Source organism: Agrobacterium sp. ST15.16.055, assembly GCF_027956555.1.
In the GTDB taxonomy this organism is placed as follows: Bacteria; Pseudomonadota; Alphaproteobacteria; order Rhizobiales; family Rhizobiaceae; genus Agrobacterium; species Agrobacterium salinitolerans.
In genome coordinates this window covers 485,793-497,936 of record NZ_JAQKGN010000001.1, presented here as the reverse complement: position 1 = coordinate 497,936, position 12,144 = coordinate 485,793, and the positions used below count along the sequence as shown (strand labels likewise).

Here is a 12,144-nt window from a genome sequence, read left to right as displayed (position 1 = left end):
CGCTCTTCAACAGTTTGCACGGGAAGAGAGGATTCCGGCCTTGCGGCGCTCTGCCCCATCGTTAAAACGGAATTGTCCGCTCGCCGCCTGTTTTCCCCCGACAGCCGCAGGCAACGGACATCATGGTTTGGAGGAACCACCGATGATCGCCAGCATCTTGATTGCCGTGGTTGCGGCGATCCATATCTACATCGTCATTCTGGAAATGCTGCTGTGGGAAAAGCCGGCCGGCCGAAAAGCCTTTGGTCTCTCGGCGGATTTCGCCCGGCAGACAAAAGTGCTTGCCGCCAATCAGGGGCTTTATAACGGCTTTCTCGCAGCCGGGCTGATCTATGGGCTCACACAGGGCGATGACGGGCTCAGCTTCAAGGTTTTCTTCCTGACTTGCGTTCTGATCGCCGGTATTTTCGGCGCGATCACTGCCAATATGAAGATCCTGTTCATTCAGGCATTGCCGGCATTGTTTGCGCTCGGCTTCCTCTGGCTTGGAGCATGACCTGATGACCGCATGGAACGACACCTCCGCAAGAGACGCTCTCAACCGCATTTTCATGGCCGCAGTCGCCAGCGCCGATCCGGCAAAGGTGCTGCAACACCACCTCCCCTCCCCGCCCAAAGGGCGTTGCGTGGTCGTGGGCGCCGGTAAGGCTTCCGCCGCCATGGCCGCAGCGCTTGAAGCGGCATGGCCACATGTGGAGCTCTCAGGTGTGGTGGTGACGCGTTACGGACATGCCGTGCCGACGGCGCGTATCGAAATCATCGAGGCTTCCCATCCCGTGCCCGACGAGAAGAGCGCGGAAGCGGCAAAACGCATTCTCGCCGCAGTCGAAGGGCTCACCGCCGACGATATGGTGATCGCACTGATTTCCGGCGGCGGTTCGGCACTGATGGTCGCGCCAGCCGAAGGCATGACGCTTGCGGACAAGATGGCTGTCAACCGTGCCTTGCTTGCCAGCGGCGCGACGATTTCCGAAATGAATGCGGTGCGCAAACACCTCTCCCGCATCAAGGGCGGACGGCTGGCGCTGGCCGCCAAACCCGCCAAGGTTGTTTCACTGCTGATTTCCGACGTTCCGGGTGACGACCCCTCAGAGATCGCCTCCGGGCCAACGGTTGCCGATCCGAGTGACATTCAAACCGTGCGGGAAATCGTCTCCCGTTATGCGCTCGATCTTCCCGAAAACGTGCGCAAGGTGCTGGAAAAAGGCGAGGAAACCCCGAAGGCGGGCGAAATCGCGGAAGATATCCGGCTCATCGCCGCCCCCTCGCTCGCCCTGCAGGCGGCAGCGGATGAGGCAGTGAAACTTGGGCTTACGCCGCTCGTCCTCGGAGATTCACTGGAGGGTGAGTCAAAAGATGTCGGCGCAGTCATGGCCGGCATCGCGCTTTCCGCCAGCCGCAAGGGCCTTCCGGTCAAAGGCCCGGCCGTCCTGCTCTCCGGCGGCGAAACCACGGTCACGCTGAACAGGGGCGTTGGCGGCAAGGGACCGGCAGGCAAGGGCGGTCGCAACACGGAGTTCTTGCTGAGCCTTGCGCTGACGCTGAAGGGTGCGGATGGCATCTGGGCCATTGCCGGCGACAGCGACGGCATAGACGGCGTGGAGGATGCGGCAGGTGCGGTGGTGACACCGGACACGCTTGCCCGCATGCGCAAAGCCGGTGTCGATCCGCGCCAGTCGCTCATGAGCCACGACAGCTACACCGCTTTCAATGCAGCAGGAGACCTTGTCGTCACGGGACCGACCCTGACGAATGTGAATGATATCAGGGCGATTCTGATCGGGTAATAGCGGAGAAGTTTGCAGTGACTATTATGGGCCTTCCGACGCGGGCTTCTCGGAGGGAAGACGTTTTGACTATGCCTTCGGAGAGGAGTAATCTAGCGCGATATCCTTTGGAGCTTCAGCCATGCGTTCTGGAGTACTCATATTCGGCCTGATCATGGCCCTTATTCCGACTTTGGCGGATGCCCACAATTGCAAATGCCGAAATCGCGGTGCCATGTTCGAACTCGGCCAGACATCCTGCCTGAAGGTCGATGGCGGCTCCTATCTCGCACGTTGCGAGATGAAGCTCAACGTTTCGTCCTGGACCAAGATCGAGGACGGTTGCCCCGTAACGCAACGGGTGCAGTCGATGTCTCCTAGCTCTTATCAATAGTCTTGAGCCTTGAGACCAGGCGATAACGAAGGAGCGAGCCCGTACCGCTTGTTTCTTCTCCCCGGCGGGGAGAAGAAATGCGCGGCCAGGGTCGTTTCCAATCTTACAGCTTCACCCAGCCGCCGTTCTTTTTTCCGGATTCGACGCAGGCCGTAACGAAGGCGACGCCTTTTACCCCGTCATCGACGGTCGGATAAATCACCGCCTTGTCCAGCGCCGAGCCGTCGCGGCTGGCCTCAATGGCATGGGCCGCTTCAGTATAGATGGTGGCAAACGCTTCGAGATAGCCTTCCGGGTGGCCCGATGGAATGCGGGTGACGCGCGCCGCCGCAGCCCCGGCGCCTGCACCGCCGCGGGTGATCAACTGCTTGGGTTCGCCGAGCTTCGTGAACCAGAGATAGTTCGGATCAGCCTGCGTCCATTCGATGCCGGCTTTGTCACCATACACACGAACTTTCAGCCCGTTTTCGTGACCGACCGCAACCTGGCTGCACCAGAGCAGCCCCTTGGCCGCCTGCTTGCCATCCCTCGCCTTGAAACGCAGCATCACATGCGCGTTGTCGTCCAGCCGGCGGCCTTCGACGAAGGTGTGCACATCCGCCGCCAGTTCGTCGACTTCCAGGCCGGAAATGAAGCATCCAAGATTATATGCATGCGTGCCGATATCGCCTGTGGAACCACCCGCACCCGATTGCGCCGGGTCGGTGCGCCAGACGGCCTGCTTGGCGCCCGTCTGCTCGATGGGTTCCGCCAGCCAGTCCTGCGGATACTCCATCTGCACCAGACGGATCGTGCCAAGAGCGCCCGATTCCACCAGTTCCCGCGCATGCCGTACCATGGGGTAGCCAGTGTAGTTATGCGTCAGGATGAACAGGGCGTCCGCCTTGTCGGCCACTTCCTTCAGCTTTTTGGCGTCTTCCAGATTGGAGGTCAGCGGCTTGTCGCAGATGACATGGATGCCGCGCTCCAGAAACGCCTTCGCGGCCGGATAATGGACGTGGTTTGGGGTGACGATCGCCACCGCCTCGATGCCATCCTCTCGCAGCGCTTCTTTTTCGGCCATTTCCTCGAAAGAGCCGTAGCATCGTTCGGGATCGAGCCCCAGCTCACGGCCGGAAGCCAGGGATTTTTCCGGGGTCGAGGACAGGGCCCCTGCCACGAGATCGAAACGATTGTCGAGCCTTGCTGCCATGCGGTGAACACCACCGATAAAGGCACCCGAACCACCGCCCACCATGCCAAGACGAATCCGCTTGTTCGCCTTGTCGGTTGTCTTTCCTTCAATAGCCATAATGTTTCCTCTGCAATGCTCTCAAAGTCCAAGCATACGGCGGTTGGCCGCATCGTCGGTGCCGCTGGATGCGAAGTCGTCAAAGGCTTTTTCCGTGACGCGGATGATATGCGCCTTGACGAATTCCGCCCCTTCGCGGGCGCCGTCTTCAGGGTGTTTCAATGCGCATTCCCACTCAACCACGGCCCAGCCGTCAAAATCATTGGCCGCCATCTTGGAGAAGACCGCACCGAAATCAACCTGCCCGTCACCGAGCGAGCGGAACCGGCCGGCACGGTTGACCCAGCCCTGATAACCACCATAGACGCCCTGCCGTCCGGTTGGATTGAACTCCGCATCCTTGACGTGGAACATCTTGATACGGTCTTTATATATGTCGATATTGTCGAGATAATCGAGGCATTGCAGCACGTAATGCGAGGGGTCGTAGAGCATGTTGGCGCGCTTGTGGTTCTTCACGCGCTCCAGAAACATCTCGAATGTCACGCCATCGTGCAGATCTTCGCCGGGATGGATTTCGTAGCAGACATCTACGCCCTGTTCATCGGCATAATCGAGGATCGGGGTCCAGCGTTTCGCCAGTTCGTCGAAGGCCGTTTCCACCAGACCAGCCGGGCGCTGCGGCCACGGGTAGACGAACGGCCAGGCAAGCGCGCCGGAGAATGTCGCATGTGCCTTGATGCCGAGATTTCTTGAGGCTTTCAGCGCAAACTTTACCTGCTCCACCGCCCATTCCTGGCGCGCCTTGGGGTTGCCGCGCACTTCCGGTGCGGCAAAACCATCGAAGGCCTCGTCATAAGCCGGGTGAACTGCGACGAGCTGACCTTGCAGGTGAGTGGAAAGCTCGGTGACTTCCACGCCATTCTGGCGCGCGACACCGGCGAACTCGTCGCAATAATCCTTCGATTCCGCGGCCTTTTTGAGATCGATCAGCTGGCTTGCCCAGGTCGGCACCTGCACGCCGATATAGCCTTTCTCAGCCGCCCATTTGGTTATGCTGTCCCAGCTGTTGAACGGTGCGGCATCGCCTGCGAACTGGCCGAGAAAAAGCGCCGGTCCCTTGATCGTTCTCATTAAAATCTCCTCCTGCATCGATACAGTTGCGCGGTAACCCGCTTCGATCCCAAGCGCCAAGCTAACCGCTCGTTATTTTCAGACAAGCCCCAAAAGCGAAAGGGCAAGAGAATTTCAGCATTCCATCAAAACATTGGGGGCGCTTAGAGCGCGAGCCCGCTCGCCCTGTCGAAGACATGTACCCGCTCATGATGAACGCTGGCGGCAAAGGGTGTATTGACCTTCACCAGCTGCTCGCCATCCACCACTGCGGTGACCTGATCGCCTGCGAGTTCGAAGACCACATGGGTCTGTGCGCCGGTTGGCTCCACAAGTACCGTTCTGCCCGTAAGCGAGATATCTCCGCCGATCGCCGAACCGATATGTTCCGGGCGTAGCCCGATCGTGACCGACTGGCCGCGCTTGACCTTTCTGTCAGCGGCGATGCGGATCGCCGTCCCATCCTTCAGCCGGGCGGCAGGCTGGTCGCCCTCGCCATCCACCACACCCTCGATCAGGTTCATCGCGGGCGAGCCAATGAAGGCGGCGACAAAGAGATTGGCGGGGGTCTTGTAAAGTTCGAGCGGCGTACCCTGCTGCTCGATACGGCCCTGATTGAGCACCACCACCCGGTCGGCCAGAGTCATCGCCTCGATCTGGTCATGGGTGACATAAATCGAGGTCGTTCCGACCTTTTGGTGCAACGCCTTGATTTCGCTGCGCATCTGCACGCGTAGCTTGGCATCGAGGTTTGAAAGCGGCTCATCGAACAGGAAGACGGCCGGATTGTGCACAACGGCGCGCCCCATGGCGACACGTTGGCGCTGGCCGCCGGAAAGCTGCGAGGGCTTACGGTCTAGCAGGTTTCCGAGATCGAGCATGCGGGCGGCCTCCGCAACGCGCTCTTCAATCACGCTTTTCGGCTGGCCGGCAAGCTTCAGGTTGAAGCCCATGTTTTCAGCCACTGTCATATGCGGATAAAGCGCATAGGACTGGAATACCATCGCGATGTTGCGCTCGCGCGGGGTCATGCCATTGACCACCTTGTCGCCGATGAGAATCTCCCCATCGGTGATTTCCTCCAGCCCCGCGATCATGCGCAACAGCGTGGACTTGCCACAACCCGAAGGGCCGACCAGCGCGATGAATTCACCATCGGCAATATCGAGTGAGATGCCGTGAATGACATCGAGCGCGGCATAGGACTTGCGGATATCCTTAAGTTCGACGGAAGCCATATTTTGCTCCTTTCATGTCACGATTTGACGGCACCGGCCGTCAGACCCGCGATGATGTGTTTCTGTGCGAGGAAGAAGACGATGACTGTCGGCAGGATCGTCAGCGTGATGAAGGCGAGAACCAGCTGCCATTCCGTGCCGAACTCGCCGCGATACACCATGATGCCGAGCGGCCAGGGATATTTCGATTCCGAATTCAGCATGATGAGCGGCAGGATGTAGCTGTTCCAGCTCCCGACGAAAGAGACGATGCCAACGGTCGCCACGATCGGCCGCGAAAGCGGCACGGAAATGTGCCAGAAGAAGCGCAGATACCCGCAGCCATCCACAAAGGCTGCCTGAAACAACTCGTCCGGTAAATTGCGGAAGTAGTTGCGGAACAGAAGAATGCTCATGCCAAGGCCGAAAGCCACCTGCGGCAGCACCACACCCCAATAGGTGTCGAGAAGGCCCAAATCGCGAATGCGGATGAACAGCGGCAGGATGGCCGTGGCCGCCGGGAACATCAGCCCCAGCAGGAAATAATTGAGCAGGAAGGACGAGCCGAAGAATTTTACATGCGCGAAGGTAAAGGCGGCCATGGCTGAGACGGTCAGCGTGAGAAAGACCGTCAGCAATGCGATGACCAGCGAATTGAATATCTGCAGCCAATAGCGTTTGCCAAGCAGGATATCGCCGTAATTGGCCCATTGCCATTCGGCCGGGATACCGAACGGGTTGACGCGCAGGTCTCCCAGCGTCTTGAAGCCGCCAAGGGCCGTCGTCAGAAGCGGAATGAGCACGACGGCCGCGATCAGGCTCAGCGAGATATAGAGATAAAGCTTGGTTTGCAGCGGCATGCGCACGGAAGTGGATGTGTCAGTCATGGCGCATGAATATCCTTTTGTAACCGAAGGCGAGCGTCACGCAGATGACGAAAAGAACAACGCCCACCGCACTGCCAAGGCCCAGCTGCATACGCATGACGCCGTAAGTGTAGAGGAAGGTGACCATGGTCTGCGTGGAGTTGGATGGACCACCGCCGGTAAGCGGCATGATCATGTCGAACAGTTGCAGCGAGCCGATGACCGCGAAGAAGACGGAAAGGCGAACCGTGGAGCCGAGCATCGGCAGCGTGACGTAGCGGAATTTCTGCCAGCCGGACGCGCCGTCGATTTCGGCCGCTTCCAGTACATTCTTGTCGACGGATTGAAGGCCCGCGATGAACAGCATCATGTGGAAACCGAAATATTTCCACACGATGACACCGAGCACGGCATAGATCGCCACATCCCTGTCGGCCAGCACGTAAGGATTGGCGAATCCGAAGAAGTTGGAAATCGCGGCAAAGAGGCCATAGTCGCCATCATAAACAAAGCGCCAGATCAGACCCGCAGCAACATCCGCCAGAACGTAAGGCAGAAAGAACACCAACCGGAAGGCAACGACGCCGGGAATGCGATGCGCCAGCATCATGGCAAGCCAGATGGCGAGCGGTATCTGGATCAGGATCGAGATGAGGATGATCAGGCCGTTATTGAGCAAAGCCTGTGAAAAGGCGGCATTGCCGAACAGGACCTGGAAATTCTTCAGACCGACAAAATCGGTCGGTGTGCCGTAACCGTTCCAGCGATAAAGACTATACCACGCCGCCTCACCCATGGGCAGGATGACGAACAGGGTAAAGAGTAGCAGCGCGGGCGGCAGGAACACCAATAGGGTCAGCGCCCGATCATGCGCGACTGAACTCCGCTTGCGCCTACCCTTTGTCGCGCCACGCGCCGGCATGGACGCAGAAGTCATGGAAATATCCGTCATCTCTATCCGCTTTCATGGAGGCAGATAAGCAGCGCCGCACATTCGCGGCGCTGCCATGGAAATCGTCAGATCAGCGCAGCTCGAATGCGTCCTGAATCTGCTGGGCACCTTCTTCGGCGGTCATCTGGCCGGATACGATCTCGACCGAAATATCATTGACGACGCGGCCGACGGCGGCGCCGAGCGTCTGATCGAAGAAGTTCTGGTGCCAGGTGGAGGCGGCGAGCTGCTTGGCCGAATCCGCCAACAGCGGGTTCTTCACCGCACCGGCTGCACCCGTGGCGACCGGCAGGATCATACCGGCGGTCGCCATCTTCTCTTCGCTTTCCTTGCTGGTGAGGAAAGTGGCGAAATCGATCGCTTCCTTGGACGCATTCTTGGTGACCGCCCAACCGTTCAGGCCGCCCAGCGTATCGGTGGCCTTGCCGGCACCGCCTTCGACAACCGGGAAGGCAAAGCGCCCGATGTTTTCAGGGGCCAGACCCTTACCGTCGCCGGCATTCTTGCGCTGGTTCGCTTCGGTATTGTCGAAGCCGAGAATGATTGCAGCCTTGCCGTCACCAAAGACGCCGAGCGCCTGCGGCCAGGTGGAGCCGAGATAACCGGGCTGGAAAGGTTCAAGCTTGCCGAACTCGGCCAGCTGCTCACCCGCCTTGATGATGGCAGGGTCCATGAAGCCTTCGCCTTCGCCCTTGCGGGCGGCATCAAACACGGCCTGCCCGCCATTGCGCATGACGAGGTAGCTCCAGTAGAAATGGATCGGCCATTTTTCTCCGCCGCCGCCGGCAATCGGCACGATGCCCGCGTCCTTGATCTTCTTGACGGTTGCGCTGAAATCCGCCCAGGTCTTGATATCCTCGGCCTTCACACCTGCCTTGGCGAACAGTTCCTTATTATAAAAGAAGCTGACAAGGCTGACACGATAAGGCACGGCCCAGACCTTGCCGTCAAAGGACAGGCCGTCGATTGCAGACGCATTATAGGCCTGGCGCAGTTTGCCGCCATCGGCATCGAAAACCTCGGTCAGATCCTTCAGCGCACCAGTCTTAGACTGCTCCTCAAGGACGCCGCCGCCCCAGCTGTAAAAGAAGTCGGGCACGTCGTTGGATTGCAGCAGCGTCGGCAACTTCGCCTTGAAGGCCTCGTTTTCGAGGAACTGCAGTTGGATGTCGACATCGGGGTGCTTGGCCTCGTATTCCTTGGCGATCTCCTCCCAGACGGCCACGGATTTCGGGTCCAGTTCCACATGCATCCATTTTACGACCGTCGCGGCCGAGGCGCTTGCTGCGCCGAGCATGAGAGCAATACTTGTCGTTGTGGCAAAGCTTACGAGCTTGCCGCTCAGGCTTGCGCCTGCGTGCCAAATCGTCATGATGGTGATCCTCCCTGGGGATATCCTCATTTATTCCCCGATGCGGATTAATTCATATCAGGGTTCGCTCATTGTCAAGGCACAATGCCGATTTTTTGCGCTTGGCGCTTGACATACCCCACCCTCACCCCGTTATTTAATCCGTATTCCGATATAAATCGGGAGGCAACGGCATTGATCGCAGCAGGACCCCATGAAGACCGCAGACCCAGAATTGATGCGCGCGATCAACAGGCTGAGCGTGCTCGACAGCATCCGCCGGCATGGACCGATTTCCAGGGTGGAGATCAGCGAACGCACCCAGCTTTCCACGACGACCGTTTCCGCCATCACCGCTTCTCTTCTGGATGATGGGCTGATTCTCACCCGCCATCTCGGCGACATCAGGACGGAAGGTGGACGCGGAAGACCGCGCGTGATGCTGGAGCTGAACCCGGATGCCGCTCGCGTCGTGGGGGCAAAGATAGCCGCCAACCGTATGGTTTTCGTCGTCACCGATTTTTGCGGCAATGTCCTTTCCACCCTCGCTCTTCCAATCCGTGTCGATCGCCAGCCGATCGGCGTTATCGCCGATCTCGTTGAAGACGGAGTACGGCGCTGTGTGGTCGATGCGGGTCTTTCACTCGAAGATGTGGACATGGTCTGTCTTGGCCTACCCGGCGTCATCGAACATCGCACCGGCAAAATCCGCAGCAGCCCGATCCTGCGGGAGGTGAACGTCAATTTCGCCGAGGAAATGACCGCGCGGCTGAATTCGCCGACCATCATCGAAAGCGATGCCCACGCCATTACGCTCGCCCATCACTGGTTCGGCCACGCGCGTGATCTCGAAGACATGGTGCTGATTTCGCTCGAACAGACGCTTGGGCTTGGCGTGCTGCATCAAAACCAGCTGTTTCGCGGTGCCGGTGGCCTCAGCCACAATCTCGGCGACCTCGTCATCGGTCTTGCCACTGAAGGCACGGTACGGCTCGCGAGCCAGGCAGGCGAGAACGCCATTTTAGGCTCCCGCCCGGCGGATGGGCGCTTTGCCGAGGCGATCCGGCTCGGTCGCGGCATGCAGCATGCCCATGCATTGATTGCGGCGGAAGACAACGACCTCATCGCGGCCGCTTCGCGCGCCGGCGCAGCGCTCGGCCTGACGCTTGCCAATATCGTCACGTTGTTTGCGCCGCCGCGTGTCATCATCACCGGCTCCAGCCTCGAACTCGGCGAACCCTTCATCGCCAGCATTCGCGACAGCTACAACGCCGCCGTGCCGCCCTCGCTGGCCGGTGTCGCGGAGCTGGTTTTCGACGTTGCGAGCGACGAATTATGGGCGCAGGGCGCTGCGGCCGTTGCGCTCTACGAGCTTTACGAATCGCCATGGAACACCACGGGACCGGCGCTCTAACCCGCTATTTTGAGCACAGGCCCAGGCATTTCTAATTTACGGGAGGAATCATATGAACAAGGTCGGCATCGGCATCATAGGCTGCGGCAATATTTCCAGCGCCTATCTCAAGGCCATGGCGTCGTTTCCCATTCTCGACATTCGCGGTCTTGCGGATATGAACGAGGACGTGGCGAAGGCGCGAGCGGACGAGTTCGGCCTTCAGGCAATGAGCGTCGACGCGCTTTTTTCCGACCCGTCGGTGGAAATCATCGTCAACCTGACGATCCCCAAGGCACATGTGGAAGTGGGTCTGCGGGCGCTGGACGCCGGCAAACACGCCTATTCCGAAAAACCGCTGGGCATCAATTTCACCGAAGGCAAGCGCCTTGCGGATGCGGCAAAAGCAAAGGGCCTGCGAATTGGTTCGGCTCCCGATACGTTCCTCGGTGGCGGCCACCAGACGGCACGCCGGCTGATCGACGATGGCGTACTTGGTCAGCCAGTCGGCGGAACGGCCACTTTCATGTGCCCCGGCCATGAACGCTGGCACCCGAACCCCGCCTTCTATTACGAGGTTGGCGGCGGGCCAATGCTGGATATGGGACCCTATTACATCACCGATCTCGTCAACCTCTTCGGCCCGGTCGCCAAGGTGGCAGGCTTTGCCATTGCGCCACGCAATGAGCGCCTCATCACCAGCGAGCCGAAGAATGGCGAAAAAATTCCCGTTCATGTCGCCACCCATGTCTCCGGCGTGCTCGCTTTCGAAAATGGCGCTGTGGTTCAGGTCGGCATGAGCTTCGATGTAGCCGGCCACAAACATGTACCGCTGGAACTCTACGGCACGGAAGGCACGCTGATCGTGCCCGATCCCAACCATTTCGGCGGCGAGGTGCAATTGCTGAAAAAGGGCGGCGAGTTCGAGCCGCAGGCGCTGTCGTCCCCCTATGCCGACGGCAATTACCGGTCCATCGGCGTGGCGGACATGGCCCATGCCATCCGCGAGAACCGCCCGCACCGCGCCAATGGCGATCTTGCCCTGCATGTGCTGGAGGTGATGGAAGCCTTCCAGACGGCATCGGACACCGGCACCACCGTTTCCATCACCACCAAGGCGGAGCGCCCTGCCCCGCTCGAAACATCGCTGGTCGACGGCCAGCTCGGCAAATAATCCCGAGGAGGAAATAAATGCGCGAAGCACTCATCGTCTGGGGCGGCTGGAGCGGCCACGAACCGCAGGAATGCGCCACCATCGTCAAGGACATTCTGGAAGAGGATGGCTTCAAGGTCTATGTGGAGCACTCAACGGAGGCTTTTGCAGATCCTTCGGTGCATGATCTGAGCCTTGTTGTACCTATTGTCACCATGTCGAAGATCGAGAAGGAAGAAATCAAGAACCTGACGACCGCCGTCGAAAACGGCGTCGGCATTGCCGGTTTCCATGGCGGTGCGGGAGACAGTTTTCGCGAATGCGTGGAATATCAGTTCATGATCGGCGGACAATGGGTCGCTCATCCCGGCAATATCATCGACTACCATGTCAACATCACCCGCCCCGACGACCCGCTGATGGAGGGGATTTCCGATTTCCCCTATACGTCGGAGCAATATTACATGCATGTCGACCCCTCCAACGAGGTGCTGGCGACAACCAAGTTCACCGGCGACCATGCCTGGTGGATCGACGGTGTGGTCATGCCGGTGGTCTGGAAACGCAAATACGGCAAGGGCCGCGTCTTTTATTCCGCGCTCGGCCATCAGGCCAAGGAGTTTTCCGTGCCGCAGATGAAAACCATGTTCCGCCGCGGCGCCAACTGGGCGGCGCGTTGAAGCATACGTTGAGAGGCGGCCAAACAAG

The 12,144-nt window shown here is 59.3% G+C and carries 12 protein-coding genes; 6 read left to right on the top strand and 6 right to left on the bottom strand.

Annotated features, from left to right (window positions below; genetic code table 11):
* Window positions 1–142 precede the first annotated feature (142 nt).
* The 3 genes from PL599_RS02315 to PL599_RS02305 all read left to right on the top strand — a co-directional run bounded on the left by PL599_RS02315 (window position 143) and on the right by PL599_RS02305 (window position 2,160).
* A complete protein-coding gene (locus PL599_RS02315; protein WP_077984274.1) occupies window positions 143–496 on the top strand; it encodes a DUF1304 domain-containing protein in 354 nt (117 codons plus the stop codon).
* A gap of 4 nt (window positions 497–500) precedes the next feature.
* Window positions 501–1,787 carry a glycerate kinase type-2 family protein gene (locus PL599_RS02310; RefSeq protein ID WP_269824124.1) on the top strand — a complete coding sequence of 429 codons (1,287 nt, stop codon included), beginning with the start codon at window positions 501–503 and terminating at the stop codon, window positions 1,785–1,787.
* Between the two features lie 121 nt (window positions 1,788–1,908).
* On the top strand, window positions 1,909–2,160 hold the full coding sequence (locus tag PL599_RS02305; protein ID WP_142911861.1) for a hypothetical protein: 252 nt from the start codon (window positions 1,909–1,911) through the stop codon (window positions 2,158–2,160).
* A gap of 103 nt (window positions 2,161–2,263) precedes the next feature.
* Here PL599_RS02305 and PL599_RS02300 read toward each other — a convergent pair whose 3' ends face one another.
* From PL599_RS02300 to PL599_RS02275, 6 genes are all read right to left on the bottom strand, one after another.
* The gene (locus PL599_RS02300) at window positions 2,264–3,451 is read right to left on the bottom strand and encodes a Gfo/Idh/MocA family protein (protein WP_269824125.1); all 1,188 of its coding nucleotides are present in this window, start codon (window positions 3,449–3,451) and stop codon (window positions 2,264–2,266) included.
* A gap of 21 nt (window positions 3,452–3,472) precedes the next feature.
* A complete protein-coding gene (locus PL599_RS02295; protein WP_077984277.1) occupies window positions 3,473–4,525 on the bottom strand; it encodes a sugar phosphate isomerase/epimerase family protein in 1,053 nt (350 codons plus the stop codon).
* Between the two features lie 143 nt (window positions 4,526–4,668).
* Window positions 4,669–5,742, bottom strand: a complete 1,074-nt coding sequence (locus PL599_RS02290; RefSeq protein ID WP_271358786.1) for an ABC transporter ATP-binding protein — start codon at window positions 5,740–5,742, stop codon at window positions 4,669–4,671.
* Window positions 5,743–5,759: 17 nt separating this feature from the next.
* Entirely contained in the window at window positions 5,760–6,608 is an 849-nt protein-coding gene (locus PL599_RS02285; protein ID WP_077984279.1) for a carbohydrate ABC transporter permease, read from the bottom strand.
* The gene (locus PL599_RS02280; protein WP_271358785.1) at window positions 6,601–7,539 is read right to left on the bottom strand and encodes a carbohydrate ABC transporter permease; all 939 of its coding nucleotides are present in this window, start codon (window positions 7,537–7,539) and stop codon (window positions 6,601–6,603) included. The genes PL599_RS02285 and PL599_RS02280 overlap by 8 nt, the downstream gene beginning before the upstream one ends.
* 70 nt (window positions 7,540–7,609) lie before the next feature.
* Window positions 7,610–8,911, bottom strand: coding sequence for an extracellular solute-binding protein (locus PL599_RS02275; RefSeq protein WP_137411680.1), 1,302 nt, complete (start codon window positions 8,909–8,911; stop codon window positions 7,610–7,612).
* A 193-nt stretch (window positions 8,912–9,104) separates the two neighbouring features.
* On the opposite strand from PL599_RS02275, the gene PL599_RS02270 reads away from it, so the two are divergent.
* The 3 genes from PL599_RS02270 to PL599_RS02260 are packed head-to-tail and all read left to right on the top strand — an operon-like array spanning window position 9,105 to window position 12,116.
* Window positions 9,105–10,304, top strand: a complete 1,200-nt coding sequence (locus tag PL599_RS02270; RefSeq protein ID WP_137411679.1) for an ROK family transcriptional regulator — start codon at window positions 9,105–9,107, stop codon at window positions 10,302–10,304.
* A 52-nt stretch (window positions 10,305–10,356) separates the two neighbouring features.
* The gene (locus tag PL599_RS02265) at window positions 10,357–11,457 is read left to right on the top strand and encodes a Gfo/Idh/MocA family protein (RefSeq protein WP_269824128.1); all 1,101 of its coding nucleotides are present in this window, start codon (window positions 10,357–10,359) and stop codon (window positions 11,455–11,457) included.
* A gap of 17 nt (window positions 11,458–11,474) precedes the next feature.
* The gene (locus PL599_RS02260) at window positions 11,475–12,116 is read left to right on the top strand and encodes a ThuA domain-containing protein (RefSeq protein WP_077984284.1); all 642 of its coding nucleotides are present in this window, start codon (window positions 11,475–11,477) and stop codon (window positions 12,114–12,116) included.
* The last annotated feature ends 28 nt before the right edge of the window (window positions 12,117–12,144 follow it).

Excerpts from the sequence above, each read along its gene's own strand:
- PL599_RS02315 (WP_077984274.1), top strand. The coding sequence starts at position 143 with ATGATCGCCAGCATCTTGATTGCCGTGGTTGCGGCGATCCATATCTAC.
- PL599_RS02310 (WP_269824124.1), top strand. The coding sequence starts at position 501 with ATGACCGCATGGAACGACACCTCCGCAAGAGACGCTCTCAACCGCATT.
- PL599_RS02305 (WP_142911861.1), top strand. The coding sequence starts at position 1,909 with ATGCGTTCTGGAGTACTCATATTCGGCCTGATCATGGCCCTTATTCCG.
- PL599_RS02300 (WP_269824125.1), bottom strand. The coding sequence starts at position 3,451 with ATGGCTATTGAAGGAAAGACAACCGACAAGGCGAACAAGCGGATTCGT.
- PL599_RS02295 (WP_077984277.1), bottom strand. The coding sequence starts at position 4,525 with ATGAGAACGATCAAGGGACCGGCGCTTTTTCTCGGCCAGTTCGCAGGC.
- PL599_RS02290 (WP_271358786.1), bottom strand. The coding sequence starts at position 5,742 with ATGGCTTCCGTCGAACTTAAGGATATCCGCAAGTCCTATGCCGCGCTC.
- PL599_RS02285 (WP_077984279.1), bottom strand. The coding sequence starts at position 6,608 with ATGACTGACACATCCACTTCCGTGCGCATGCCGCTGCAAACCAAGCTT.
- PL599_RS02280 (WP_271358785.1), bottom strand. The coding sequence starts at position 7,539 with ATGACGGATATTTCCATGACTTCTGCGTCCATGCCGGCGCGTGGCGCG.
- PL599_RS02275 (WP_137411680.1), bottom strand. The coding sequence starts at position 8,911 with ATGACGATTTGGCACGCAGGCGCAAGCCTGAGCGGCAAGCTCGTAAGC.
- PL599_RS02270 (WP_137411679.1), top strand. The coding sequence starts at position 9,105 with ATGAAGACCGCAGACCCAGAATTGATGCGCGCGATCAACAGGCTGAGC.
- PL599_RS02265 (WP_269824128.1), top strand. The coding sequence starts at position 10,357 with ATGAACAAGGTCGGCATCGGCATCATAGGCTGCGGCAATATTTCCAGC.
- PL599_RS02260 (WP_077984284.1), top strand. The coding sequence starts at position 11,475 with ATGCGCGAAGCACTCATCGTCTGGGGCGGCTGGAGCGGCCACGAACCG.